This is a genomic window from Glutamicibacter sp. FR1, assembly GCF_047300825.1.
Classification (GTDB): Bacteria; Actinomycetota; Actinomycetes; order Actinomycetales; family Micrococcaceae; genus Glutamicibacter; species Glutamicibacter nicotianae.
In genome coordinates, this window is the sequence record NZ_CP178602.1 from 1852329 (window position 1) to 1875713 (window position 23385).

The 23385-nt window shown below is 59.9% G+C and carries 24 protein-coding genes; 9 read left to right on the forward strand and 15 right to left on the reverse strand.

From position 1 onward, the window contains the following. Positions 1 to 112: 112 nt before the first annotated feature. On the reverse strand, positions 113 to 748 hold the full coding sequence (locus ACLQ8T_RS08965) for a winged helix-turn-helix domain-containing protein (RefSeq protein WP_204722234.1): 636 nt from the start codon (positions 746 to 748) through the stop codon (positions 113 to 115). Between the two features lie 79 nt (positions 749 to 827). Between ACLQ8T_RS08965 and ACLQ8T_RS08970 the strand changes: the two genes are divergently transcribed. After that, complete coding sequence (locus tag ACLQ8T_RS08970) at positions 828 to 2405, forward strand: MFS transporter (protein ID WP_413454450.1); 1578 nt, start codon at positions 828 to 830, stop codon at positions 2403 to 2405. 239 nt (positions 2406 to 2644) lie between these two features. After that, entirely contained in the window at positions 2645 to 3085 is a 441-nt protein-coding gene (locus tag ACLQ8T_RS08975) for a VOC family protein (RefSeq protein ID WP_121866873.1), read from the forward strand. Positions 3086 to 3091: 6 nt separating this feature from the next. On the opposite strand, the gene ACLQ8T_RS08980 is transcribed toward ACLQ8T_RS08975, so the two are convergent. The 3 genes from ACLQ8T_RS08980 to ACLQ8T_RS08990 all read right to left on the reverse strand — a co-directional run bounded on the left by ACLQ8T_RS08980 (position 3092) and on the right by ACLQ8T_RS08990 (position 7584). Beyond that, positions 3092 to 3700, reverse strand: coding sequence for a nucleotidyltransferase family protein (locus ACLQ8T_RS08980; RefSeq protein ID WP_204722237.1), 609 nt, complete (start codon positions 3698 to 3700; stop codon positions 3092 to 3094). Positions 3701 to 3783: 83 nt separating this feature from the next. Then, on the reverse strand, positions 3784 to 7239 hold the full coding sequence (locus tag ACLQ8T_RS08985; protein ID WP_413454451.1) for a DNA polymerase III subunit alpha: 3456 nt from the start codon (positions 7237 to 7239) through the stop codon (positions 3784 to 3786). A gap of 36 nt (positions 7240 to 7275) precedes the next feature. Further along, positions 7276 to 7584 carry a DUF6504 family protein gene (locus ACLQ8T_RS08990; protein WP_239543741.1) on the reverse strand — a complete coding sequence of 103 codons (309 nt, stop codon included), beginning with the start codon at positions 7582 to 7584 and terminating at the stop codon, positions 7276 to 7278. 479 nt (positions 7585 to 8063) lie between these two features. Here ACLQ8T_RS08990 and ACLQ8T_RS08995 point away from each other — a divergent pair, with 479 nt between their 5' ends. The 3 genes from ACLQ8T_RS08995 (at position 8064) to ACLQ8T_RS09005 (ending at position 10403) form a co-directional block, all read left to right on the forward strand. Next, the gene (locus tag ACLQ8T_RS08995) at positions 8064 to 9149 is read left to right on the forward strand and encodes an S-(hydroxymethyl)mycothiol dehydrogenase (protein ID WP_413454452.1); all 1086 of its coding nucleotides are present in this window, start codon (positions 8064 to 8066) and stop codon (positions 9147 to 9149) included. Next, positions 9149 to 9778 (forward strand): MBL fold metallo-hydrolase, encoded by a 630-nt coding sequence (locus tag ACLQ8T_RS09000; RefSeq protein WP_204722241.1) that lies wholly within the window; start codon positions 9149 to 9151, stop codon positions 9776 to 9778. Before ACLQ8T_RS08995 ends, ACLQ8T_RS09000 begins: the two co-directional genes overlap by 1 nt. A 100-nt stretch (positions 9779 to 9878) precedes the next feature. Beyond that, complete coding sequence (locus ACLQ8T_RS09005; protein WP_413454453.1) at positions 9879 to 10403, forward strand: hypothetical protein; 525 nt, start codon at positions 9879 to 9881, stop codon at positions 10401 to 10403. Here the strand turns inward: ACLQ8T_RS09005 and ACLQ8T_RS09010 are convergent. After that, the gene (locus tag ACLQ8T_RS09010) at positions 10400 to 11128 is read right to left on the reverse strand and encodes an SOS response-associated peptidase (RefSeq protein ID WP_413454454.1); all 729 of its coding nucleotides are present in this window, start codon (positions 11126 to 11128) and stop codon (positions 10400 to 10402) included. The genes ACLQ8T_RS09005 and ACLQ8T_RS09010 overlap by 4 nt on opposite strands. A 126-nt stretch (positions 11129 to 11254) precedes the next feature. On the opposite strand from ACLQ8T_RS09010, the gene ACLQ8T_RS09015 reads away from it, so the two are divergent. Further along, positions 11255 to 11533, forward strand: coding sequence for a glutaredoxin domain-containing protein (locus tag ACLQ8T_RS09015; protein WP_413454455.1), 279 nt, complete (start codon positions 11255 to 11257; stop codon positions 11531 to 11533). A 60-nt stretch (positions 11534 to 11593) separates the two neighbouring features. Here ACLQ8T_RS09015 and ACLQ8T_RS09020 read toward each other — a convergent pair whose 3' ends face one another. Continuing rightward, the gene (locus tag ACLQ8T_RS09020) at positions 11594 to 12331 is read right to left on the reverse strand and encodes a biotin/lipoate A/B protein ligase family protein (RefSeq protein WP_204722245.1); all 738 of its coding nucleotides are present in this window, start codon (positions 12329 to 12331) and stop codon (positions 11594 to 11596) included. 95 nt (positions 12332 to 12426) lie between these two features. On the opposite strand from ACLQ8T_RS09020, the gene ACLQ8T_RS09025 reads away from it, so the two are divergent. Next, complete coding sequence (locus tag ACLQ8T_RS09025; protein WP_413454456.1) at positions 12427 to 13041, forward strand: uridine kinase; 615 nt, start codon at positions 12427 to 12429, stop codon at positions 13039 to 13041. Here ACLQ8T_RS09025 and ACLQ8T_RS09030 read toward each other — a convergent pair. Next, entirely contained in the window at positions 13038 to 13856 is an 819-nt protein-coding gene (locus ACLQ8T_RS09030; RefSeq protein WP_204722247.1) for a thioesterase family protein, read from the reverse strand. The genes ACLQ8T_RS09025 and ACLQ8T_RS09030 overlap by 4 nt on opposite strands. Positions 13857 to 13928: 72 nt before the next feature. Next, positions 13929 to 14588: a helix-turn-helix domain-containing protein gene (locus tag ACLQ8T_RS09035; RefSeq protein WP_338085777.1), complete on the reverse strand. Its 660-nt coding sequence runs from the start codon at positions 14586 to 14588 to the stop codon at positions 13929 to 13931. Here ACLQ8T_RS09035 and ACLQ8T_RS09040 point away from each other — a divergent pair. Beyond that, a complete protein-coding gene (locus ACLQ8T_RS09040) occupies positions 14580 to 15515 on the forward strand; it encodes an NAD(P)/FAD-dependent oxidoreductase (protein WP_413454457.1) in 936 nt (311 codons plus the stop codon). The two genes, ACLQ8T_RS09035 and ACLQ8T_RS09040, sit on opposite strands and share 9 nt — an antisense overlap. Before the next feature lie 675 nt (positions 15516 to 16190). Continuing rightward, on the forward strand, positions 16191 to 16394 hold the full coding sequence (locus ACLQ8T_RS09045; protein ID WP_013349123.1) for a cold-shock protein: 204 nt from the start codon (positions 16191 to 16193) through the stop codon (positions 16392 to 16394). Between the two features lie 68 nt (positions 16395 to 16462). On the opposite strand, the gene ACLQ8T_RS09050 is transcribed toward ACLQ8T_RS09045, so the two are convergent. The 7 genes from ACLQ8T_RS09050 to nrdH all read right to left on the reverse strand — a co-directional run bounded on the left by ACLQ8T_RS09050 (position 16463) and on the right by nrdH (position 23217). Further along, on the reverse strand, positions 16463 to 17677 hold the full coding sequence (locus ACLQ8T_RS09050; protein WP_413454458.1) for an FAD-dependent oxidoreductase: 1215 nt from the start codon (positions 17675 to 17677) through the stop codon (positions 16463 to 16465). 52 nt (positions 17678 to 17729) lie between these two features. Continuing rightward, complete coding sequence (locus tag ACLQ8T_RS09055) at positions 17730 to 17882, reverse strand: hypothetical protein (RefSeq protein ID WP_413454459.1); 153 nt, start codon at positions 17880 to 17882, stop codon at positions 17730 to 17732. Between the two features lie 18 nt (positions 17883 to 17900). Further along, positions 17901 to 19001 carry an MFS transporter gene (locus ACLQ8T_RS09060; RefSeq protein ID WP_413454460.1) on the reverse strand — a complete coding sequence of 367 codons (1101 nt, stop codon included), beginning with the start codon at positions 18999 to 19001 and terminating at the stop codon, positions 17901 to 17903. 132 nt (positions 19002 to 19133) lie between these two features. Beyond that, the gene (gene nrdF / locus ACLQ8T_RS09065) at positions 19134 to 20108 is read right to left on the reverse strand and encodes a class 1b ribonucleoside-diphosphate reductase subunit beta (RefSeq protein ID WP_413454461.1); all 975 of its coding nucleotides are present in this window, start codon (positions 20106 to 20108) and stop codon (positions 19134 to 19136) included. Between the two features lie 214 nt (positions 20109 to 20322). Then, complete coding sequence (nrdE, locus tag ACLQ8T_RS09070) at positions 20323 to 22461, reverse strand: class 1b ribonucleoside-diphosphate reductase subunit alpha (RefSeq protein WP_204722252.1); 2139 nt, start codon at positions 22459 to 22461, stop codon at positions 20323 to 20325. After that, positions 22458 to 22943, reverse strand: a complete 486-nt coding sequence (nrdI, locus tag ACLQ8T_RS09075; protein WP_073706167.1) for a class Ib ribonucleoside-diphosphate reductase assembly flavoprotein NrdI — start codon at positions 22941 to 22943, stop codon at positions 22458 to 22460. Before nrdI ends, nrdE begins: the two co-directional genes overlap by 4 nt. A gap of 43 nt (positions 22944 to 22986) precedes the next feature. Further along, positions 22987 to 23217 (reverse strand): glutaredoxin-like protein NrdH, encoded by a 231-nt coding sequence (gene nrdH / locus ACLQ8T_RS09080; protein ID WP_013349130.1) that lies wholly within the window; start codon positions 23215 to 23217, stop codon positions 22987 to 22989. Positions 23218 to 23385: the final 168 nt, after the last annotated feature.

Sequence of the window (23385 nt, forward strand, 5' to 3'; positions counted from 1 at the left end):
GTTCTACCTTTCAATCTGTGATGGCTTCATAGCTTGTGGCATACCTTGGCCACAGCCAGCCAGAATCCAGTTTAGTTCAGCATTGCGTCGCGCAACCGGTTCACTTCGGGTTTTACGCCGATTGTTCGCCCGAGTGTGACCCGTTCAACAGCTCGTCGGCCGACAGTAGCCCGGAGTAGTGCCACAGCTTGCGCTGTGAGGCTGGTTGCGAACTGGCGATCTTCCCGCTCTGCTGGTCCTTGCGGAAGGCGGGGATCACCGCATCCAAACGGCGTTGCAGCTCCTGGCGTTCATCTTCGGTGAGCATCAGGTTGCTGGTGCTCAGCTGCGCCAGGTCCGGCCTGGAATCGCTGGCTCCGTACCAGCGCTGGGCGTGGGCCAAGGCGGCTTCCAAGCGCCGCTGCTCGTCGTGCATGACCTGCCCGAGGTAGGCGTTCATGGCGGTGGCAGAACCATCCCCGGTGCGATCCGCGGGCTGGCCCGTGGTGTAGCCGGTAGCCGCCGGACGCCAGACGCGGTCGCGCTTGTCGCGCGCCAGCTCGGGAGCCTCCTCGATCATCTCGGCCTTGGCCAGCTCGCGCAGGTGGAAGCTGACCTTGTTCGGGGCCAGACCCAGCAGTTCGCCGATATCGGAGGCGCGCCCGGTGCCCATCGCCGCCAATGCATCGAAGATCTGCCTACGCAACGGGTTGGCCATGGCCTTGAGCATTGGCGCGGTGAACGTGACATTCGACTGTGCTTGGGTCATGGGATCAGCATAGCAATTGCCCAAATTAAGTTGCGCAAATTCTATTGCGCAAGTTTATTTGCGGGTCTATGGTTGATGCATGACCACGGACCAGACTCCCCTGATTCAGCCGCAGGCGACCGCTGCCGGCGCACAACTGCTGCCGGCATTGCATTACCAGCGCAGCTACCGCATCTGGTGGGTCGCCGACACCACGGCCTTGCTGGCTGGCGGCATCTACTCCTTCGTGCTGCCGCTGATCCTGCTGGGACTGGCCGGTTCGACGGTGCAGGCCGGCACGCTGGCCGCCCTGGGACTGGCCGCGCGGGCCAGCTTGACGCTGCTTGGCGGCTCCGTGGCCGACCGTTCCGACAGGGCACGCATGATGCTCACCGGAGGGATTTGCGGTGCGACACTCACCTTGGCACTGGCAGTGGCCAGCATCAGCGGCTCGCTGAGCGTAGCAGTGCTCTGCTTGGCCCACGTGCTCATGGAACTGCGTTCAGGCTATTTCGGTGCCGTCACGAATGCCGCACTCAAGGACGTGGTCCATCCCAAGCAGTTGGGACGAGCCATGGCGGCAAATCAGGGACGCGATTCGGTGCTCCTGCTGGGCGCGGCTCCGCTGGGCGGGCTCCTGCTCGGATTCGGAGCAGGGTTTGCCCTGTTGGCTGTCAGTTTCCTGCAGCTGCTCGCCGCCGCTTCGGGGTTCGCGCTGCGCGGACCATTGCGCGCAGCCGAAGCCATGTCAAAGCCCATGGAGCACTCCCCGGCGGGCAGCCGTCTGGTCTCGCCCGGCATCGCGGCGGGCATGCGATGGTGCTTCGCCAGGCCGCAGCTGCGCAGCCTGCTCATCCTGATCACCGTCATCAATATCGGAACCAACGGACTGAACACGACGTTGATCTATGGGTTGCAGCAACGCGGCGAAACCCCATGGGTAATCGGCCTGGTATCCACATTCATGGGCCTGGGCATGTTCGCCGGTTCGCTGTTCGCCGGACGCTTGATCGAGAAATTCCGGACGGGCGTGCTGGCCTGCAGCTGCTTGAGCGTTCTGGGCGGAGCGATGCTGCTAATGGGCTTCAACACAAATCTGCTCTGGCTGGGTGCCATGCTGCTGGTGGCCTACCTGAGCGTTCCTGCGTTGAACGCGTCGGTCGGAGGCTACTTCATGGCAGTAGTCCCGCGGGAAATGGCAGGACGAGCCAATTCCCTGATCTTGTTCATGGCCCTGTCGGCTCTGCCGCTGGCGCCGTTCCTCACCGGGCTCGGCCTGCAATGGCTGGGCATGGGACCGACATTGCTGTTCTTCGGCTCACTGGTGATCGTTGCAGCTATCGCCGCCTGGTGCTCACGGCACGTGCGCGGCATCCCGCACCCGGATCAGTGGTCCAGCGAACCGGCGAGCGCAAATTCTCAGATCGACGTGGAGGCGAAGGAATCTGCAGGTTTGGTTTCTGCAGAAGACGAGCCGACGCAGGTTCAAGGAGAACCGAGCATGAAAAACTATCCAGCATCAAACTCATCCTTTTCGTCCCGGCGGCTTGGCTTGCGCCGCACGCCCAGCAGCGTACAGCGCAACCATCACCTGCCGAGCCGCGTCGACCTGGAACTCCACGCCCAGCGTGAGCGCGACCTGTCATCGCCGCGCAATGAGCAGTGGATCCATCTGTAGTCAGTCAGAATTTGAACTGCCTGCAGTTTTCCCGGAAGCTCGCACTATGCGGACGACCCCGATAACCAGCACCGCGAATAGCGCAACTCCCCCTGCGGCAGTGACGAGCCCTCCTGAGGTCGAGAAGTAGTGCGAGGCAATACCCACAAAGAGCACGCTGACGCGCAACCCGATCCACACCATGAGGTGTTCGCCTTCCAGGCCTATCATTCGAGATCAGGGCATCCTAGGCTGGTTACATGAACAAGTCGGCCCCGCCGACCATCAGCGCGATCACCCTCGGCGTGCGTGATGTCGGTGCTTCAACCAGGTTCTATACCGAGGGGCTGGGTTTCGAGCTGGTGCAGCCAGCCCACCCGGAGATTGCCTTTGTCCGTGCCGGGCATTCCTTGATGCTGGCCTTGTGGGACGTTACGCAGATGCCCAGCGAGTATGGCGACATCGGACACGGCGAGAAGGCTCCCCCTGTGTCGCTGGGGCATAACGTGCACACCGATGAGGAAGTCGAGCGGTTCTACCGGCGAGCGCTTGATGCCGGAGCGCAATCCGTGACGGCACCGGCTGTGCAGCCGTGGGGCGGAATGAGCGCCTGCGTGGCCGACCCTGACGGGTTCCGCTGGGACTTCGTGCATAATCCGTCATTCGTCATTGATGCGGACGGGCATGTGTCCTCGGTTTGAGGTTTTTCAGCCTTGGGTGATGTTTCTCGATGTTTCCGACTCGGGCCAGGGTTCTGCGGTCAGCGACGGCCACTGGGCTAGCCACCGTTCGATCTTGGCTTCGTAGACATCCCGCGGGGCAAGCACTGGGTTCGGAACGATCTTCCGGGCGAATAGATCTGCAAACCCATGCGGGGCATAGGTGGCTACTTGCCCATGCGCATCGCGAGTGACCGCAAAGCAGCAGGTCTTCGCTGCAAAATGATCGATGGCATCCGTGGAGCTGGTGAATGGAATAGCAGGCACGCCGAAGTGCTCCTCGTACCAAATGTGGACGCGTGCTTCATTGCGGACTTCGATTTCTGCGTCGATGCCTTTGAAGAGTTCTTTGGCCCGGCGTATGACTGCGTCTTCCGCCTCATAGGACGTATCTTCATCGAAGTAGAAGAAGTCGTAGTCGCGAATTCCGTTTTGCGGGTCCTTTCCCTCAAGCACGTTCCATACCGTTTGGAATAGTGCACCTGCGGTGAGCCACCAGTCCGAAACACCTAGCTGTGGCGCAAGGTGGAGGATTTGCTGGTTGATGGGGTTTGCTTGGACGCACTTGAGAAAGAATTGTTCATCCGGTGCATCCATGTTCGTTTGCTCCTCACGTCAAGTACTCGCCCCATGAGACCCAATGTACTTGTTGGGCAAAACCCTGTCATTGGATGAGCGCATCACGCCCCTCTCTGGTCCAGCCCTTCGGCTTCCATCCGCTTGGCCAGCTCACCGACGCTCTCGATGCTGCGAGCACCTTCGCCGAGCTTTGGCCGGTAGCTGATTTGCGGGCGGCCCTGCTCTTCAAGGTATCCCGCAGCGGGCAAGGTTTCGGGCTGATGCAGATCCCAGGCGTTCAGCGCCTGCAGCGAGATGCCACGTGGTCCGGTGCGCCGGGTGACTCCGTGGATGAGCAGCATGCGGGTGGAAAAAAGCAATGGCCCGGTACGTTGCTGGGTGTCGTCGAAGAAGGTCGCGTCGATGCAGCCGGTCCCGTCGTCCACGGAAATGAAGACCACGCGCTTGCCTCCGCGCATGGGCGGGGTCTGGGTGGCCACGCGCACTCCGGCGACAAGCACCTCGGTTCCGTTGCGCAACTGCAGCAGCTCGGCCGCTTGGGTGATGGGCAGGTGCGCCAGGCGTTGCCGGTAGGAAGAGATCAGGTGCTCGCTGGCATCCAGGTGCATCAGGTCCAGTTCGGTACGCACCACTTCGGCAGGTTCCAGCTCGGTTCCGGTGGCCTTGATGTGTTCGATTTTCCCGAGGTCAAGCGCCAGCTGCCCGGGGCCGGGCCGGTATTTGGCCGGAAGGGAGCTGTGGGCCATGGATTGCGTGTGGGCGATGGTGTCGGCACGCGAGGTCCCGGCGAGCAGGGAGTCGAAGACGCCGAGGGCCGCGAGGTTCTGGTAGGTGCGGCGTGAGAGCCCCGCGCGGGCGCGGACATCTGCAAGGTGCTCATAGGGCTGGCCGGCGACCAGGCGTTCGACTTCGCGTTCGCTCATCTGGTGGATGTCGCGGAAGGCCAGGCGGACCCCGTAGCGTCCAGGGCGCAGCGAGCTGGGCGCGCGTGGCACCACCGGGAGCTTCGCTGGAGCGGATTCGAACACCCGTTCGACCCGGTAGTGCCCGGTGGAGCGGTTGATGTCCAGCGGCAGGATGGGGATGCCCATGCGCCGGGCTTCGGAGACCAGCAGCCGCTTGGGGTACATGCCCGGGTCGTGCTCCCAGATGCCGGCAAGGAAGGCTTCGGGGTGGTGGGCCTTGAGCCAGGCCGAGTGGTAGGTGGGCACGGCGAAGGCCGCCCCGTGGGCTTTGCAGAAGCCGAAGGACCCGAAGCCGGAGAGCACTTCCCAGACCTTGTCGATCGTCTCCTGGCTGTAGCCGCGCTTGGTTGCTTCGGTGCGCACATAGCGTTCTACGGCTGGTTCCTTGTCCGGATTCCCCAGCAGTCGGCGGTAGACATCGGCCATGCCCAGCCCGCAACCGGTCATCACATCCAGGATGCGCAGCACCTGTTCATGGAAGACGGTGACCCCATGGGTTTCGGCGAGCGCTGGAATCAGGTCCGGGTGCAGGTATTGGGCCGGGGCGAAGCCGTGGCGGTGCTCCAGGTAGGGCTTGACCATATTCGATTGCATGGGGCCAGGGCGGAACAGCGAGATGTCGATGATCAGGTCGTTGAATTCGCGCGGGGCGAGCTTGCCGATCAGCTCGCGCTGGCCCGGGGATTCGATCTGGAAGCAGCCCAGGGTATGGGTTGAGCGGATCAATTCGAACGTGGGTCCGTCATCCAGCGGCACCCGGGACAGGTCGATCGCTCCGGCAGCGGAGATATAGCTGTCATCCACGTGCCCTCCGGCGCGCGCGACCGACTGCTTGTCCGGGTGCATGCGGGCGATCTCTTCCAGGGTGTAGGCGATGGCTGATTGCATGCGCACCCCGAGCACGTCGAGCTTGATCAGCCCCATCAGGTCCATGTCGTGCTTGTCGAACTGGCTCATCTGCAGCCCGATGCCCGACGGCTGGACCGGGGTGCGGTCCAGCAGGCTCGCGTCGGAGAGGATCACTCCGCAGGGGTGCATGGAGATATGGCGCGGCAGCCGGTCCAGGCGTTCGGTGGCGTCGATGAGGATATCGAGCTGGGTGTCATCGGTAATGCGTTCGGCCAATGCCGCCAGTTCCGGCTTCTCGGTGAGCGCTTCGCGGAAAGAGGACGCGGAGAAGCGCCAGAGCTGCTTGGCGATCTCGTCGACCTGCTCCTGCTCCACCCCGAGGGCGGCTCCTGCATCGCGGACCGCGCCGCGGGCACGGTAGGCGTTCTGCATGCTCATCAGGCTCACGCGCTCTTCGCCGAAGCTGGCGAAGATCTCCCGGTAGATCTCGTGGCGGCGTGCGGACTCCACATCGATGTCGATGTCCGGCAAGGTGGTGCGGGTATCGGAGAGGAAGCGTTCGAACACCAGGTCATGGGTTAGCGGGTTCACCTGGCTGACGCCCAGCAGGTAGTTCACCAGCGAGGAGGCGCCGGAGCCGCGGGCGGCCACGCGGATTCCCATGCCGGTGATCAGCTTGACGGTTTCGGCGACGGTCAGGAAATACCCGGCGAAGTCCAGCCGGTCGATCACCCCGAGTTCCAGAGCCAGCTGTTTTTCAATGAGGCTGGGTTTGGCGTGCGGCAAGAGCCCGGGCACCGCTGCGTGGACTCGCTCGGTGAGTTCTTGCATGGCCGGACGATGCAGGCCGATGACCTTGGCTTCGGGGATGACCGGCTTCTTCCATCCGAGATCGGCTACCGGGTCGGCCGCAGCCCATTCGGCAAGCGCCTCGGTTTCCCGCAACAGCTGTTGAGCCCAGCTTCTTTCGGTGGCCTGGCCGATTTCCTTGGCCAATTGGCGCATCTCTTGCGGGGTTTTCAGCCATCCTTGGCCGTTGGGTTGGCAGGAGTCCAGATTCTTCAGGCTGTGCAGGGCGCGCGCCGAGTCCAGGATGTCTGCGGTGACCGCACCGTCGGGATCCACGTAGCGTACAGCGTTGCTGAGGACTGCCTTGATCCCCCGCTCGTGGGCGTAGCGCAGCAAGCGGCCTGCTTCGCCGAGGCTGTAGCGCGACCCGGGACTGGACAGGTGCGTGGTGATCTCCACGCGCAGCATCTTTCCCAGCCGCTTCTTCCAGTTGGCAAGCAGCGCCCGGGCGTGGGCATAGTTTCCCTTGAGGATTGCGCGGGCAACATCCGATTCCCCGCCGAGCAGGACCATCAGGTTCCCGCCGGCGCCCAGATGCGCCAGCTGCCCGGCTTCCAGGCCCGGAACACCATGCGAAGTGCCATGCGCGAGGGTAATTGCCCGGCACAGCGCCGCATACCCGGCGCCATTGCAGCGCCCACGGGCCAGCAGGACAATCCGCCCTTGGGCTTCCCCGTGGCTATCAAGCACCGCAAGGTTCACCCCGAGAATCGGATGCAGGCCTTCTGCCATGCAGGCTGCCACATGCTTGACCGTCCCGTACAGCCCGTCCCGGTCAGTCAACGCAAGCATCTGCGCCCCCTGCGCCTTGGCCGCCTGGGCCAGCTGCTTTGGGGGCGAGACGCCGTAATGGGCGCTATATGAAGAACTGACGTTCAGATGGGTGAAGCTCATGGAGGTCCTTCGAAAATATGTTCCCCTGCCGGGACATCAGGCGCTACGGGCCAGCGAGCCATGCACCCGCACCAGGCGCCACCGCTCAGTTTGCGCATCAAAACTCACATCGACGCTGTGCACTTGGCTGGATCCGCGCACGGCGACCAGCTGCAGGCGCCACATCTCATAGTCGGCAATCCCCGCACCGGCTCCGCGGGGAATCCGCAGGTTCTCGTCCCACCATTTGCGGCGCTCGAACCAGCGCTGCGGTTCGGCCACCAAGCGATAGTCCTGCCCCTGCCAGCTCACGCGCAACGGCATTCCATTCGCTGCGCGAGCTACCTCGATCGACTCGGTGAACATCCCCACGTGCACACTCCTTACCTAGTAGAATCATTCTATTCGAACATGTGTTCGAATGACAGTTACACTAGTCAGCGCGACCGACAGTTTGGGTTAGCCGAGCGCAGCGGCTCCAGCGCCGACAGGCTGGCTAAATAGGCCCTGCGAAAGGCCGTGCTGAACGCACAGGGCAAGGAGTATCCGACGTCGCGGCAATCTGGAACAGCGATGCATCGCTGGCAAGCTGCGCATCATGAGCCAAGGCTAGGCGCAATTTGGCGAGGTACCCGATGGGAGTGGGACCCTGCTGACCATCAGAGCTGGAGCTCGAGGAGCAGCCCTTGCACCGTCACATATGTTCCGGGAAAACCGTGGTGCACCTGCGCAAATTGGCTCTGGGCGAAACAGCCTGCGTCATTGTGTCGTGAATGTTCCATAAGCGCCGGGGACACCGATAACATCGAGACAACAACAGTCAATCGTTCCAGGAGCTAAATCCCATGCCTCATAAGGTCAAAGCCGTTGTTTCCCGCGCCAAGGATGCGCCGGTAGAGGTCGTCGACATCATCGTTCCGGACCCGGGCCCCGGAGAAGTAGTCGTCGACGTGCTCACCACCGGTGTCTGCCACACCGACTTGCACTACAAGCTCGGCGGCATCGGCGACGAGTACCCCTACCTGCTGGGCCACGAGTCCACCGCAGTCGTCAGCCAGATCGGCGAGAACGTCACCAATGTGAAGGTCGGCGACCGCGTGATCCTGAACTGGCGTGCAGTCTGCGGCCAGTGCCGCGCTTGCGCCAAGGGCGAGCCGAAGTACTGCTTCAACACCTTCAATGCCACCCAGAAGATGACCCTCGAGGACGGCACCGAACTGTCGGCCGCCCTAGGCATCGGCTCCTTCGCCGAGAAGACCCTGGTCCACTCCGGCCAGTGCACCATCGTGGATGAGGAAGCCGATCCGGCAGCCATCGGCCTGCTCGGCTGCGGCATCATGGCCGGCATCGGCGCGGCGATCAACACCGGCGAAATCAAGCGCGGCGAGTCGATTGCCGTGATCGGTTGCGGCGGCGTCGGCGCCGCCGCCATCGCCGGCGCGCAGCTGGCTGGCGCGACCACCATCATCGCGGTGGACGTCAACGCTGACAAGCTGGAAACCGCGAGGACCTTCGGCGCCACCCACACCGTGGATTCCTCCAAGGTCGACGCAGTGGAAGCCATCCAGGAACTGACCGGCGGCTTCGGCGCCGATGTGGTGATCGATGCTGTAGGCCGTCCGGAAACCTACAAGCAGGCCTTCTACGCCCGCGATCTTGCAGGCCGCGTGGTGCTGGTGGGCGTCCCGACCCCGGAGATGAAGCTCGAGCTGCCGCTGCTGGACGTCTTCGGCCGAGGCGGCTCGCTGAAGAGCTCGTGGTACGGCGACTGCCTGCCAAGCCACGACTTCCCGATGCTTGTCGAGCAGTACAAGCTCGGCCGCCTGGATCTGGACTCCTTCGTCACCGAACGCATCAAGATCGATGAAATCGAAGAGGCGTTCAAGAAGATGCATGAAGGCACCGTGCTGCGTTCGGTGGTGGAGCTCTAATGGCTGCCCGCATCGAGAACGTCGTCACCTCCGGCACTTTCTCGCTGGATGGCGGCACCTGGGATGTCGATAACAACGTCTGGATCATCGGCGATGATTCCGAGGTCATGGTGATCGACCCGGCACACGATGTTGCCAAGATCCGGGAAGCCGTGGGCGATCGCGAAGTCATGGCCGTCCTGCTGACCCACGGGCACGATGACCACATCCGCGCCGCCGGCGAATTCGCCGACGCCGTAGATGCACCGTTGTTCTTGAACCCAGAAGACCGCATGCTCTGGGAAGCTGTCTACCCGGAGCGCGACGTGGACGCGGAAATCAGCGAAGGCGATTCATTCACCATCGCCGGCACCTCGCTGACCGCGCTGCACACCCCGGGGCACTCGCCAGGTTCAACCTGCTTCTATGCGGAAGACCTCGGCGTGCTGTTCAGCGGCGACACCCTGTTCAACGGCGGACCGGGTGCTACCGGGCGCAGCTACTCCAGCTTCGAGACGATCATTGAATCGATCCGCACCAAGCTGCTGGTGCTACCAGCCGAAACGGTGGTCAATACCGGTCACGGCGATGCCACTTCCATCGGCGCCGAAGCGCCGAACCTGGATGAATGGATCAAGCGCGGGCACTGACCCGCGACAGCGATTCCACCAAATGGCGGCAGCAGCCGGCCTGCGGGCCGGCTGCTGCCGCCATCCTTGTTTCCCACACCATCGATGGAATAATGAATCCATGCCTGAAACGCATTTGCGGATCCAGAGAACGGCAGGCTATGGCGGCCTTGCCGCCCTGCTCTGCGGCCTCGTCTTGATCTGGCACGACGGCCGCCAACCGGTGGCCGCTGCCGCAGATAGCTTCTACTCAGCCGCAGGAGCGATCTCGCAGTCGCCGAGCCCTGTGCTTCTTGCCGGAGGCGCGCTGCTGTTCTTCGGCGTCGTCACCCTCTGCCTGGCAGCAGGGATCTTCCTGATGCGCCGCATCCTGGCGGTGCGCCCTCTCAGAGTCGTGCCCTGGATCCTGGCCGCGCTCGCCTTGGCCTTGTTCCTGGCAGGGGCCGGGTTGAAGATCTGGGATACGCTGCAACCGGTGCCTTTGGGCTGGTTCGCCTACGAGCCGCTGACGCACGCACAGCTGTCCTCGCTGGCCACGTCCCCGGCGGGCGTTGCCGCGCGGCGGCTGATGGGACTGGGGCTGGCAGTATTCGCCATGGCCAACGGCGCCTGGATGGTGCAGCACGCCGCCCGGCACCAGCGCTAGAACAGCGAGTTGCTGTGCGCCTCGATCAGCTCCGGAGAGTTATTGCGCACATTGCCGACAGCGGTGTCGACCTCATGCATGGTCCATTCTGAGGCCACATCGAACGCTTCTGCACGAATCTGCTCGATCAGCCCTTCGCCATCTTCCTCGGCAGGGTTCATCCAACGGCCCATCATCTCCTTGCCCAGCGGAATGGGCAAGCGGTCGTGCAGGCCGGCAAGTTCGCCGAGCACCCCTGGTTCTTCAGCCGAAGGCGAATCCATGGTCATGATCGAGGTGGAAAGAATCCAGGATCCGTCCTCGTCCTTCCACCATTCATAGAGGCCAGCGAAGAAGATCAGCTTTCCATCCTCGCGGTGCACGTAGAAGGGGCGTTTCTTGCTGCCCTCCTTCTTCCACTCGTAGTAGCCTTCCACCGGGACGACGGCTCGGCGCTTCTTCACTGCTGAGCGGAAGGTCGGCTTGGTGCTGGCCGTCTCGCTGCGCGCGTTGAAGGCACGCACCCCGACCGAAAGCTCCTTCGCCCAGCCTGGCACCAGCCCCCACCGGGCGACATGGATCTGGCGGTGCAGCTCATCGCCGATCAGCCGCTCGAGCACAATCGGCACATCGGTGGTTGGCGCAACGTTCCATGACTGGCGCAATTGCAGGTTGTCGTCAGCTTCGGCCTCGGCCTCCGCCACCAGATCGCCGATAGCTTTGGCCATCACATATCGTCCGCACATCGCTTGCCCCCTAGTCCGGCCTCAAGGAAAATCTGCTCCCCAGTCTAGCGAGCAGCGTCCGAGAATTCAGCGAACTTTTTCCGGCCAGCCGGGAACAAAGTCAACATGCGTGCCGTTACACCAACTATGAGCAATGAATTGAACCTTGACCAGTACGTTCCCGCTGCCGGCGGAGTCACCATGTTCACCACCAGCTGGTGCGGCTACTGCCGCAACCTCAAGCGCCTGATGGACCAGAAGGGTGTCACCTACACCGAGGTGAATATCGAAGAAGTTGAAGGCACCGCGGAGATCGTCGAGTCGTTCAACAACGGCAACCAGACCGTTCCAACTCTGATTTTCCCGGACGGTACCGCAGCCACCAACCCGCGCATCGACGAGGTTGTTGAGCGCGTCGGCGCATAGTTCCAGTCGCAAAACCACGCATCGGCACCCCCAGCAGGTGCCGATACCTTTTTAGCTGCGCTATGCACCGTGCAGCGTTGCGTGCTCGCGGTATTCCCCGAGCAACGCGGAAATAAATGCTTCAGTGGTGACACCGGCGAGCAAATCGTTCGCTGCGCCTACCGTTGTCGGATCCATGGGAACACCCATTGCCTGGTAGACCCCATCAAGGACCTGGCGCAAGGACGAAGAATCTTCGACAACAAAGACTGAAGAGAACAGCCACGCGCCGGAAACCACACGCTGAGCCGTGCCTACCAGCTTCACTGGATAGTTGCGCGGCGAGTTCCCATCAGGGAGGCCATGTACCGAATGATCGCCGGGGCAGTACTCCCCCGGGATTGGCCCGACCTGCGCATTCACGCCAAGGCGCTGGAAGGCGTTGGCATAGACGCGGGCAAATACCTCGAAGCGGCTTTGCTGGCGCATCACTGCCTCAGCTTCGGGCTCAATGTGGTCAACGATTAATGTGCCCCGGTGATATGCCGCGGCTCGGCCACCGGCTTTGCGCACCAATGGCGCAAAGCCTAGCTGCTGCGCCACCTCCCGCGCCTCCTCATAGCCGTCCAGACGCACATCACGCTGGCCAAAGGCCAGAGTCGGGTCCGGACGATAGAGCCGTAGCAAAGAACCCCTCTCGCCCGACTGGACATCGCGCAGCAACTGCACTCCGCGTTCTAGGTCAGCTGCCGGGTCTCCGCTTGGAACTTCGATTTCCACGGATAACGGCGCATCTGACTGGGCATTCCACAAACTCATGGAACTGAGTCTAATTCAGCAAATCACTTCAGGTGGAGTAGATGTCACAGCAGCTGGTTGCCGAAAGCCGGCATTTCTGGGCCATAATAAAAGGCGTGCCAAATTCTTCAACCCCTGTCATCCTGATTGCCGGGCCGTCCGGATCCGGCAAGTCCTATCTCGCGTCGAAATTCGGCCAGCCTCATCTGCCGCTGGACGAGTTCTACCGCCAGATCAGTGAAGACGGGAATCCTGTTGAGTTCCCTCGCACCGGCTACGGCGAAATCGACTGGGACGATTCGGCTACCTGGAATCAGGAAGCCGCGCTGCAGGCAATCGATGATTTGCTCCAGCGCGGTACCACCATGGTCCCCAACTACTCAATCGCAACCTCGAGCTACAACGGGCATCGCGAAATCACGTGCGCCGGAGGACCGATCGTCGCCGAAGGCATCTTCCTCTACGAAATCCTTGAGCCGCTGTGTGCCAAGGGCATCAATGTCCAGGCGTACTATGTCGACGAACCGGCCTTGGTCACCGCTCTTCGGAGATTCGTTCGCGACGTAGCACAGCGCCGGAAGCCAATCTTATTCCTGGTCAAGCGCGGCTATGCACTTTTCCAGGCCCACAGCGCAGACCGGGAAAAGTACCGCCAGCGGCAGTTCACGCTGATGTCCAAGCCAGAGCTCAAGAAGCTGCTGGCCAAGCTTTCAGCCGGCGCATCGAACTAGCGCGAACGGACCGTCAGGATCTGCTCGGCCCGGCCGAAAGGGCCAGTTTCATCGTGCAAAACCGTTGAGGTCAGTCCGATGCCGTCGGTGCCGAAGCTCTGCTGGACATCCAGCCCCAGCCACTTGCCTACCGGCATGCGGTACATGTGGATCTGGAGATCCACGTTCGGGTAGATCCAGGTCTCTTCACCCGGATCCACACGTGGCACCACGCCGTTTGCCGTGTCGATCATTCCCACCAGGCTGGATAACGCAGTAGCGTCTCCCGTGTCGACCAGCGCATAAGGAGTACGCAGCCATGCGAAGCCCCGACCTGGGCGCAGTTCATCATTGGCACGCAACTCGATGGATTTGATGTAGCCACCAGGCCATTTCCCGCTGATGTCCCGGACCGAGCAGGCATCTGGACCCGGGATTTCCTTGTCTTCGATCCCTGCTACAGCACTGGTGTCGCTCTGGATGACTCGCCACGCGCGCGCAACGATGCTGGTGCGGCCCTTGGCAGTCATCTCGGCCTCAATCAATTCGATCGTCCGGCCGGGACGGACCATTCGCGTTGAGATCTCGAATTCCCCGGCGTGGATCAGACCGTGGATTTCGTAGCTGATCCGTGCGATGCGCATGTCTGCGCGTGGCTGGAAATTTTCCAAGGCATAAGCCAAGATTCCCGAGGCGGGAGCCATATGCTGCTCATGCGGGTTCCACGCACCCTGGGAATGCCACGACGAGCGATAGCGCCCATCGCCAAGAGCTTCAAAATAGAAATCGCCATCAGCTAGGGTCTGTTCTAGCTCTTCGTTGAGCTGGTGCGTCATCGTTGCCCTCCTGGCATCGCGGTCTTCAATACTCTGCCCTCAGGCTATCCAAGAGTAATTGAATTCACTAAACTAGCCGGCTGTGTCGTGCTCATGGGCTCGCTGGCCGGCATGATCCATGATTCCGAGCACCTCGGCAACACCATTGACCGCCCACATCGCATGAGGAGTCATGGTGTCGAACTGGGCGGATTGACCCGCCTTCACATGGTAGGTTCGATCCCCCAGCTTCAGCTGGATCTCGCCGAGGAGCACTGTGAACCATTCCTTGCCCGGATGGATGCGCAGCTCGGTGGGAGCGGGCGCCTGCGAAGGATCGAAGCGCATTTTCGAAACATTGACACCGTTCACCGCGTCATCGGTGGACAGCTTCCACATGGTGACCCCCGGCATCGAAATCGGCTCCGGGCGGATAATGATCTCGGCCTCAGAGGTTGACGCTAGCTCGTCCAAACTGGTGTTCAACGCCTTGGCTATGGGTATCAGCTGGTCAAGGGCAATACGACGGCTTCCTGTTTCGATCCTGCTGAGCGTGGAAACGCTGAGGGATGCCTTGCTCGCCAATGATTCCAATGACCATCCAAGATTCTGCCGAAGCGTCCTGATGCGTTGCCGGATAATCTGATCCACATCGATTTCTTGCGTCATGCGCAAAACGATACACCCTTTGGCGCAAGTCGTCGATACCGTGGACAGTACACCGAACGCAGCAAGGAGAGGGACATGGAACATTACGAAGCAATCGTCATCGGCGGCGGCAGCGCGGGACTCGCGGCCGCCATCGCGCTAGGCCGTTCGCGGCGCACTGTGCTGGTTATCGATGAAGGAAAGCCGCGAAACGCTGCAGCGCAGCATGCGCATAACATCCTGGGAAACGAAGGCATCAATCCCCTTGACTTCTTGTCCCGCGGACGGCGGGAGGCCATGAACTATGGAGTGCAAATTATCGAAGGCACAGTCGACCAGCTCGGCGGTTCGATGGAGACCGGTTTCAGCGTCACGATGTCCGGCCAAGCATTCAGCGCAGACCGCATCGTGCTGGCGACGGGTCTGGTTGATGACTTGCCTCCGATTCCAGGCCTGGCCCGCGCATGGGGCGATACCGCGGTCCACTGCGCTTACTGCCATGGCTGGGAAGTCCGCGACCAAGAAATCCTGGTTCTCGGTATCGGGCCCATGAGCACCCATCAAGCGATGATGTTCAGCCAGCTAAGCCCTAGCATCACCTTCATCAACCACACCCCGGCCGCATTGAACGACGAGAATCGCGCAACACTTGCCGCCTTGGAAATACCGGTCATCGAGCAAGCAGTGCAAGCGATCGATTTCGATGCTCAGGGAAATCTGGATTCAGTGACCCTTGCAGACGGCCGAAAGGTCAACGCGCAGGCACTGGTAGTGGCAAGCCAGATGAACGCGCAAGCCTCGCTTTACCTGTCGCTCGGCGGGCAGCTTGCCGAAAATCCGCTTGGCACCTTCATCCAAGTCAATGAAATGGGCGCTACCGCTCTGCCCGGAGTATACGCCGCCGGAAACGCAAGTAACCTGGGCGCGATGGTCATGGCCGCGGCAGCATCTGGAACGGTCGCAGGAGCTGCCATCAATGCTGATCTGCTGGGCAGTCGGTTGGCTGAGGCCTCAGCGCCAGCGAAGCCGTAGTTGCCGGCTCTGTCCCCTGGCGCACTGTTTTCCAGGGGGCCGAGCTGCGGCCGCCCAGGGGCACGCGAATAATGCTCATCAATTTTACAGAGAATTACTTTCTGCTGACGCACTAGTCAATCGACAAGTCGTGAACTCCGTTGGCGCGATTCACCTCGGCAGGTTGCCCACGTATCACACGTCACGCCCCACCGGACGGCGATCAATGGTAGGCTTTATTCGTTACCTCAACGGTTGCAGGTGTGAGTCCCCGCCAGCAATTGTTAGCAGTAGGATTTGTAGCACAGCCAACAAATCGTCTGTGCTTTGCAAATCGGTTCATCGATCTTCAGATTGAATGAACTCCTATCGAAACGAATTCTTCATCTTCTCTTCTTCACTGCAGATAAAACATCTCGACGTTTCCGTGCGTCACTTTTCTGTGGCTTCCTTGTTCTACTCCGTTAGCGTGGGGTCATTACCCGCTAGCAGCCTGGAAACCGATGATGTCTAAGCACGTGCAGCGACCCCCGTTTTGGCCGATACCGGCAAAATCAGTATTCGATGCTCCGTATCGACGGCAGGCGAATCGTTCTCGGCAGCTCTGCGCGAGGTAACCCCTAAATTTTCCGATTCGAAACTTCGGATCGGCAACCAGGCCACATCGTGGCCATCAATAAATAAGGAAATAACACTATGGCCACTGGCACCGTAAAATGGTTCAACGCTGAAAAGGGCTTCGGCTTCATCGCTCCTTCGGATGGATCGGCTGACGTCTTCGCACACTACAGCGCAATCCAGAGCTTCGGTTTCCGTAGCCTCGAAGAGGGCCAGACCGTTGAGTACACCCTGGAAGCTGGTCCAAAGGGCCCACAGGCAACCAACATCCAGGCTCGCTAAGAGACTTTCTTCAAAGGTGCAGTTCCCCGCAAGGATGGAACTGCACCTTTGCTGCTTTTAACCGTTTTCTACCGGCAGGCTTCGACCGGAGGTCGTTCCCGAAGAACCCCTACACCAAGCAGACGAGCCGGCAATGTCGTGAGCTTCGGGAACAAGCGAAAAGCGGAAGCTACCGGCATCGGCACCCGGAATTCGCCGCTGGCCTGCATGACGCGGGTTAGCCCGCGATGCATAACTCGTTGAACCATCTGTGTAGCAACTGTCGGGACGGTTCGGCGGCGTTGTACTGCTGCCACATCATGATCAGAAATCGTCCCCTCCCGAAGAGGCCGCGCCAAGATCCGTGCCGCTGCTACAGCATCCTGCACAGCCAAGTTGATGCCGATTCCCCCAACTGGACTCATGGCATGGGCAGAATCCCCAATGCACAGCAGGCCTCTCCGCCACCACTGTTTCGCAAGATTTAGCTTGACGTCCAGAAGCTTCGCATCATCAAGGGCCAAACTCCGTACGCCATCTGCCAGCTCGGGGGCGGCCTGGATGATTGACTTCCTCCATGACTGGACGCCTTCTGCGCGTAGCCGGGCATCGTGCCCCTTCGGCAAAAGCATGGCTGCCTGCACGTATCCCTCGCGCGGAATCAGGACAAAAGATCGATCCTTGGCGAACGCTGGAGTCAGTTCGTTCTTTCGATCCACGTTGCTTGGAATCTTGAACCACCACACATCAATCGGTACGGAGAATTCCCTCATCGGCAGTGCGGCTGCTTCTCGGACACGGGACCACCTGCCGTCTGCCGCAATAGTGAGCAAAGCACGCATTTCACCGCCGCCGGCCGAGTCTTCATATTTGACGCCAACTATGCGGCCTCCTTCGGTGACAACGTCAGTTACCGAAGTACACATCCTCAGCTCGAAATTCGGTTCCGCTGCACCTGCACGAGCCAACAAGTTGAGGAAATCCCACTGCGGCGCCATGGCGATGAACGGAAATGGATGCTCCAACCGCGACAGGTCGAGAACTGTAGCTGGCGAACCGTCCCTGGCGGGTATGCTTGCCTGAGCAACCTTGCTGAAATCGATCTTTTCGAACTCGCTCATCAGCCCGATTTCATCAAGCAACTGCAGCGTTGAGGGGTGGATGGTGTCACCACGAAAATCCCTGAGGAAATCGGCATGCTTCTCAAGAACCGTTACTGGCACACCGCTGCGGGCAAGCAGCAAACCGGCCACCATTCCGGAGGGTCCTCCCCCAACGATAATGCACCGTGTATCTTCTGCCATGAGCCCGTAACCTTCCGCATGAAGTAACCAGCTTCCAGCTTGGCACTATCCGCTAATCGTAGACAGCATCCGAGCTGTTTGGCTTCAAATTCACAGCAATCATGAGCATCGCGAAGATCAACAGCACCACGGCCAGCCCTTGGAACCCGACGGCTCCCAGAACCGGGCCAGCGCTAAGCCCTCCAAGCACACCGGCAAGATTCATGCAGAGATCCGAGGTGCCCTACAATTGCGGACGTTCCGAAATACCAACCGCCCCGGAAATCATTGTTGCCCCGGCAACTGTGGCCGCAGACCAGCCGAGTCCCAAGCTCAGCAAAGCAAAGGTTGTCACGGTGTGGCTCTCTGAATCGATCCACACGAGTATGCTTGCCGTGATCAGCAATACTTGCCCAGCAAAGATGATCGTCCGCGCTCCTGCCTTGTCCGTGAGCCAGCCGAATACCGGCGACAATGCGTACATCCCGGCAACATGAATTGAAATCGTGATGCCGATGAGCGTGAGGCTTGCCCCTTGATGCTGCATGTGGATTGGAGTCATTGACATCATGGACACCATGTAGAGGTGGGTCAAAGCCACGGTGAGCACCGCACGTCGAGCTGCCGGAGTGTTTTTCAGGATGCTCCAGCCTCGGCGGCGAAGCTGGGCTTTTTGCGCGTGGGCAGCTGCTCGTTGCTGTGCAATCTGCAAAGGGTCGGGACGCAAGCCAACCCAGTAAACCAGCACGCCGATCAGTTGCGCGCACATGGCGATGAGAAAGCCTCCGGTAAACGATGGGAGACTTATGAACCGAGCGAGTTCTTCGCCAGGCTCGAACAAGTTGGGACCAATGACTGCGCCGATGGTTGTCGACCATACGACGATGGAGAGATCACGGCCGCGAGTGGATTTGCTGGACAAATCCGTGGCAGCGAATCGGGATTGGAGATTCATTGCCGAGCCGGTTCCTAGAACCAGCATGCCGAGCAGCAGCAGCGGCCAATATTTCAGGAATGCTGAGGCAATGATGATGGTGACGCCGCTGGCCGCCAGCAAGGCACCTGTTGATAGCGAAACACGCCGGCCGAATTTCTGAGCGAGCATCGCCAGCGGCAGTGCCATGACGGCGGCACCCAGTGTATTCATGGTTGCTGCCATGCCGGCCAGTTCATCGAGCCCGGAAACATTCACAATCAGCAGCGACCCCAAGGTCAGGGTTGCGCCACTGCCCAAGCCACCAAGAATCTGTCCTGCGGCGAGGACAGAAATGGATTTGCGTCGAATCCGCTGGATTTGCTGGTCGTCCAATGAACTTTGTTCATCCGAAGTGGATTCGATCTGCACATTGACTCCCGCGCATTGATAGCAACTCGTACTTTCCAAGTATCTACCAATTGCCGCTGTGCGTTGCGTATAGCGCCGCTCATGACAAAGGCCCCACCAAATTGGTGGGGCCAGTGTCGGAAAAGCTAGGTACTAGAAGTCCCAGTCCTCGTCTTCGGTATTTACTGCCTTGCCGATGACATAGGAGGAACCGGAACCGGAGAAGAAGTCATGGTTCTCATCAGCGTTCGGGCTCAACGCAGCCAAGATAGCTGGGGATACGTCGGTCACGGTGGATGGGAACATGGCCTCGTAGCCCAGGTTCATCAGAGCCTTGTTGGCGTTGTAGTGCAAGAACTTCTTGACGTCCTCGGACAGGCCTACCGGATCGTAGAGGTCATGGGTGTACTGGACTTCATTTTCGTACAGTTCGTACATCAGCTCGAAGGTGTAGTCCTTCAGCTCCTGCTTGCGTTCTTCGCTGGCACCTTCCAGACCCTTCTGGAACTTGTAGCCGATGTAGTAGCCGTGGACTGCTTCGTCACGGATGATCAGGCGGATCAAGTCAGCAGTGTTGGTCAGCTTAGCGTGCGAGGACCAGTGCATTGGCAGGTAGAAGCCCGAGTAGAACAGGAACGATTCGAGCAGGGTCGAAGCGATCTTGCGCTTGAGCGGGTCTTCGCCGTGGTAGTAGCTCTCGATGATCCGGGCCTTCTTCTGCAGGTTCACGTTCTCGGTGGACCAGCGGAAGGCTTCATCGATTTCCTTGGTGGAGGCCAGGGTCGAGAAAATCGAGGAGTAGCTCTTGGCGTGCACCGATTCCATGAAGGCAATGTTGGTGTACACTGCTTCTTCGTGCGGGGTCAGTGCATCCGGGATCAGCGAGACGGCGCCTACGGTACCCTGCAAGGTGTCCAGCAGGGTCAGGCCGGTGAAGACACGCATGGTCAGCAGCTTTTCGTCTTCGGTCAGGGTGGCCCACGACTGGATGTCGTTGGACAGCGGCACCTTCTCCGGAAGCCAGAAGTTATTGACGAGTCGGTTCCAGACCTCCACGTCCTTATCGTCCTGGATACGGTTCCAGTTGATTGCTTCAACCTTGTTGGTGAGCTGAATCTTCTCGGTCATTGCCCCTCATCGAAAAGCTAAATCGTGTTAAGAACTTCGCGTACAACTCTACAGTTCTTTCGAACGGTGCCGGTGCAGCAAGGTCCAGAGTTCATGTCGGATCGTTGACACGATCTGAAGTGGTTTTGATGTGCAACAGCTGCCGCTGGACGGAGCCCTGCGGCAGCTGTTGCGTGATGCCATGGACCGGCCAACCGGTCAATGGCTCAAGGTCTTACAGTGCGCAGGAAACGCAACCTTCAACCTCGGTGCCTTCCAGCGCGAGCTGGCGCAGGCGGATGTAGTACAGGCTCTTGATACCCTTGCGCCATGCGTAGATCTGGGCCTTGTTGATGTCACGAGTAGTGACGGTGTCCTTGAAGAACAAGGTCAGCGACAAGCCCTGGTCGACGTGCTGGGTTGCAGCGGCGTAGGTGTCAATGATCTTCTCGTAGCCGATTTCGTAAGCGTCTTCGTAGAAGTCGGTGTTCTCGTTGTTCATGTAAGGAGCCGGGTAGTAAACGCGGCCGATCTTACCTTCCTTGCGGATTTCGATCTTCGCTGCGACCGGGTGGATCGAGGAGGTCGAGTTGTTGATGTACGAGATCGAACCGGTTGGAGGAACTGCCTGGAGGTTCTGGTTGTAGATGCCGTGCTCCATAACCGAAGCCTTCAGGGCCTTCCAGTCTTCCTGGGTAGGAATGTGCATGCCCTCGAATAGTTCGCGGACGCGCTCGGTAGCTGGTGCCCATTCCTGCTCGGTGTACTTGTCGAAGAACTCGCCGGAGGCGTACTTCGAGTTCTCGAAGTTGTCGAAGGTCTCGCCGCGTTCCATCGCGATCTTGTTCGAAGCAGTCAGCGCGTGGAACAGGATCGTGTAGAAGTAGATATTGGTGAAGTCGATGCCTTCTTCGGAGCCATAGTAGATGTGCTCGCGAGCAAGGAAGCCATGCAGGTTCATCTGGCCCAGGCCAATGGCGTGCGACTTGCGGTTGCCATCGGCAATCGAAGGAACTGAAGCGATGTCCGACATGTCCGAAACGGCGCTCAGCGCACGAATGGCGATCTCTACCGAGGTAGCCAGATCTTTGCCGTCCATGGCCTTGGCGATGTTCATCGAACCGAGGTTGCAGGAGATGTCCTTGCCGACGGTCTTGTAGCTCAGGTCGTCAGCAAATTCCGAAGCGGAAGAAACCTGGAGGATTTCCGAGCACAGGTTGGACATGGTGATGCGGCCGGCAATTGGATTTGCCTTGTTCACGGTGTCCTCGAACATGATGTACGGGTAACCGGACTCGAACTGGATCTCGGCCAGAGTCTGGAAGAACTCGCGGGCGTTGATCTTGGTCTTCTTGATGCGCGCATCGTCGACCATGTCGTAGTACTTCTCGGTGACGGAGATTTCGCTGAACGGCTGGCCGTAGACGCGCTCGACGTCGTACGGGCTGAACAGGTACATGTCTTCGTTCTTGCGCGCCAGTTCGAAGGTGACATCCGGAATGACAACACCCAGGGACAGGGTCTTGATGCGGATCTTCTCATCAGCGTTTTCGCGCTTGGTATCCAAGAAGCGGTAGATATCCGGGTGGTGCGCGTTCAAGTAGACGGCACCGGCGCCCTGGCGTGCACCGAGCTGGTTCGCGTAGGAGAAGGAATCTTCAAGAAGCTTCATGACCGGGATGACACCGGAAGACTGGTTCTCGATCTGCTTGATCGGGGCACCATGCTCACGCAGGTTGGTCAGCGACAGGGCAACACCACCGCCGCGCTTGGAAAGCTGCAGCGACGAGTTCACCGCGCGGGCGATGGACTCCATGTTGTCTTCGATGCGAAGCAGGAAGCAGGAGACCAGTTCGCCGCGCTGCGCCTTGCCGGCATTCAGGAAGGTTGGGGTAGCAGGCTGGAAGCGGCCTTCGATGATCTCGTCGACCAGATGCCGGGCCAGCTTCTCGTCGCCGCGTGCCAGGTGCAGGGCCACCATGCAGACGCGGTCTTCATAGCGTTCCAGGTAGCGCTTTCCGTCGAAGGTCTTCAAAGTGTACGAAGTGTAGAACTTGAAGGCGCCCAAGAAGGTTTCGAAGCGGAACTTCTTGCCGAAGGCGTGCTTGAACAGATCCCGGATGAAGTTCATCGAGTACTGGTCGAGGGTTTCGCGTTCGTAGTACTCGTGCTTGACGAGGTATTCAAGCTTCTCGTCCAGATCGTGGAAGAACACGGTGTTGTTGTTCACGTGATCCAAGAAATACTGGCGAGCCGCATAGCGGTCTACCTCGAACTGGATCTTTCCATCTGGACCGTAGAGGTTCAGCATGGCGTTCAAGTCGTTGTAGCTCAAGCCCTGGAACTGGGCTGGGAGCTCCTTTGAGCTCTTCATCGTTGCTGCCGGTTCTGCGACGCTGGTGTCCAAAAGGTTTCAAGCCCTTCTTTGACGTTGAGAACGTCTTCTGAGGTTCCCATAATTTCGAATGTATAAAGCACGGGTACGTTGCATTTCTCGGCAATGCGCTTGGCCGCAATGCAGTAGTACTCGCCGAAGTTTGTATTCCCCGCACCGATCACGCCGCGAAGATTCGCCCGGTTCACATCATGCCGCAGGAACTTCATGATCTGCGGCATGATTGAACGCTTGCCTTGCTCTCCGCCATAAGTGGGTATGAGCAGCACGTACGGGGCTGTCGAGATGAGCTGCGGTTCGGTCGCGTAGACCGGAATCCTCGCGGCATCCATCTCGAGCTTCTCCACGAAACGCTTCGTGTTCTCCGAAACCGATGAGAAGTAAATCAGGTTCGAATCGGTGAATTCCAGCGGTTCCTGGGCCTCAGCATTTTGCCTGTCGGCAAGTGCTGCAGGTGCCATTATTTTTTCGCCTCCACTAGAAGATAGCGGATGGAGTTCTGAATTAGTTGGCTGGTGCCAGCAACTCGATCTTGTCTGGGCGGAAACCCGACCAGTGATCGTCATCGGTGATTACGACAGGTGCCTGCATGTAGCCCAAGCCACGAACGTGCTCCAAGGCTGCCGCATCCTGAGAGATGTCTACCTTGTTGTACTCGACACCCTTCTTATCCAGCGCGCGGTAAGTAGCGTTGCACTGAACGCAGGAAGGCTTCGTGTAAACCGTGATGGCCATGTCCCTGATCCCCTTTGGAAAGTCTATTTTCGGCTAGGTTCCCGGATTCTCGGAAAGTACCTAGCCATCCTCTCGGATGCCTCGAAACCACTGCTTCGAGGTGCTTCTGGTGCGAGCCGCACCAACGAGTTCAATACTACATCTTGTGTTTGGCCGGTCAAGCGGCCA

Coding starts and splice junctions, on each gene's coding strand:
- ACLQ8T_RS08965 (WP_204722234.1), bottom strand. CDS start 748: ATGACCCAAGCACAGTCGAATGTCACGTTCACCGCGCCAATGCTCAAG.
- ACLQ8T_RS08970 (WP_413454450.1), top strand. CDS start 828: ATGACCACGGACCAGACTCCCCTGATTCAGCCGCAGGCGACCGCTGCC.
- ACLQ8T_RS08975 (WP_121866873.1), top strand. CDS start 2,645: ATGAACAAGTCGGCCCCGCCGACCATCAGCGCGATCACCCTCGGCGTG.
- ACLQ8T_RS08980 (WP_204722237.1), bottom strand. CDS start 3,700: ATGGATGCACCGGATGAACAATTCTTTCTCAAGTGCGTCCAAGCAAAC.
- ACLQ8T_RS08985 (WP_413454451.1), bottom strand. CDS start 7,239: ATGAGCTTCACCCATCTGAACGTCAGTTCTTCATATAGCGCCCATTAC.
- ACLQ8T_RS08990 (WP_239543741.1), bottom strand. CDS start 7,584: ATGTTCACCGAGTCGATCGAGGTAGCTCGCGCAGCGAATGGAATGCCG.
- ACLQ8T_RS08995 (WP_413454452.1), top strand. CDS start 8,064: ATGCCTCATAAGGTCAAAGCCGTTGTTTCCCGCGCCAAGGATGCGCCG.
- ACLQ8T_RS09000 (WP_204722241.1), top strand. CDS start 9,149: ATGGCTGCCCGCATCGAGAACGTCGTCACCTCCGGCACTTTCTCGCTG.
- ACLQ8T_RS09005 (WP_413454453.1), top strand. CDS start 9,879: ATGCCTGAAACGCATTTGCGGATCCAGAGAACGGCAGGCTATGGCGGC.
- ACLQ8T_RS09010 (WP_413454454.1), bottom strand. CDS start 11,128: ATGTGCGGACGATATGTGATGGCCAAAGCTATCGGCGATCTGGTGGCG.
- ACLQ8T_RS09015 (WP_413454455.1), top strand. CDS start 11,255: ATGAGCAATGAATTGAACCTTGACCAGTACGTTCCCGCTGCCGGCGGA.
- ACLQ8T_RS09020 (WP_204722245.1), bottom strand. CDS start 12,331: ATGAGTTTGTGGAATGCCCAGTCAGATGCGCCGTTATCCGTGGAAATC.
- ACLQ8T_RS09030 (WP_204722247.1), bottom strand. CDS start 13,856: ATGACGCACCAGCTCAACGAAGAGCTAGAACAGACCCTAGCTGATGGC.
- ACLQ8T_RS09040 (WP_413454457.1), top strand. CDS start 14,580: ATGGAACATTACGAAGCAATCGTCATCGGCGGCGGCAGCGCGGGACTC.
- ACLQ8T_RS09035 (WP_338085777.1), bottom strand. CDS start 14,588: ATGTTCCATGTCCCTCTCCTTGCTGCGTTCGGTGTACTGTCCACGGTA.
- ACLQ8T_RS09045 (WP_013349123.1), top strand. CDS start 16,191: ATGGCCACTGGCACCGTAAAATGGTTCAACGCTGAAAAGGGCTTCGGC.
- ACLQ8T_RS09050 (WP_413454458.1), bottom strand. CDS start 17,677: ATGGCAGAAGATACACGGTGCATTATCGTTGGGGGAGGACCCTCCGGA.
- ACLQ8T_RS09055 (WP_413454459.1), bottom strand. CDS start 17,882: ATGAATCTTGCCGGTGTGCTTGGAGGGCTTAGCGCTGGCCCGGTTCTG.
- nrdF (WP_413454461.1), bottom strand. CDS start 20,108: ATGACCGAGAAGATTCAGCTCACCAACAAGGTTGAAGCAATCAACTGG.
- nrdE (WP_204722252.1), bottom strand. CDS start 22,461: ATGAAGAGCTCAAAGGAGCTCCCAGCCCAGTTCCAGGGCTTGAGCTAC.
- nrdI (WP_073706167.1), bottom strand. CDS start 22,943: ATGGCACCTGCAGCACTTGCCGACAGGCAAAATGCTGAGGCCCAGGAA.
- nrdH (WP_013349130.1), bottom strand. CDS start 23,217: ATGGCCATCACGGTTTACACGAAGCCTTCCTGCGTTCAGTGCAACGCT.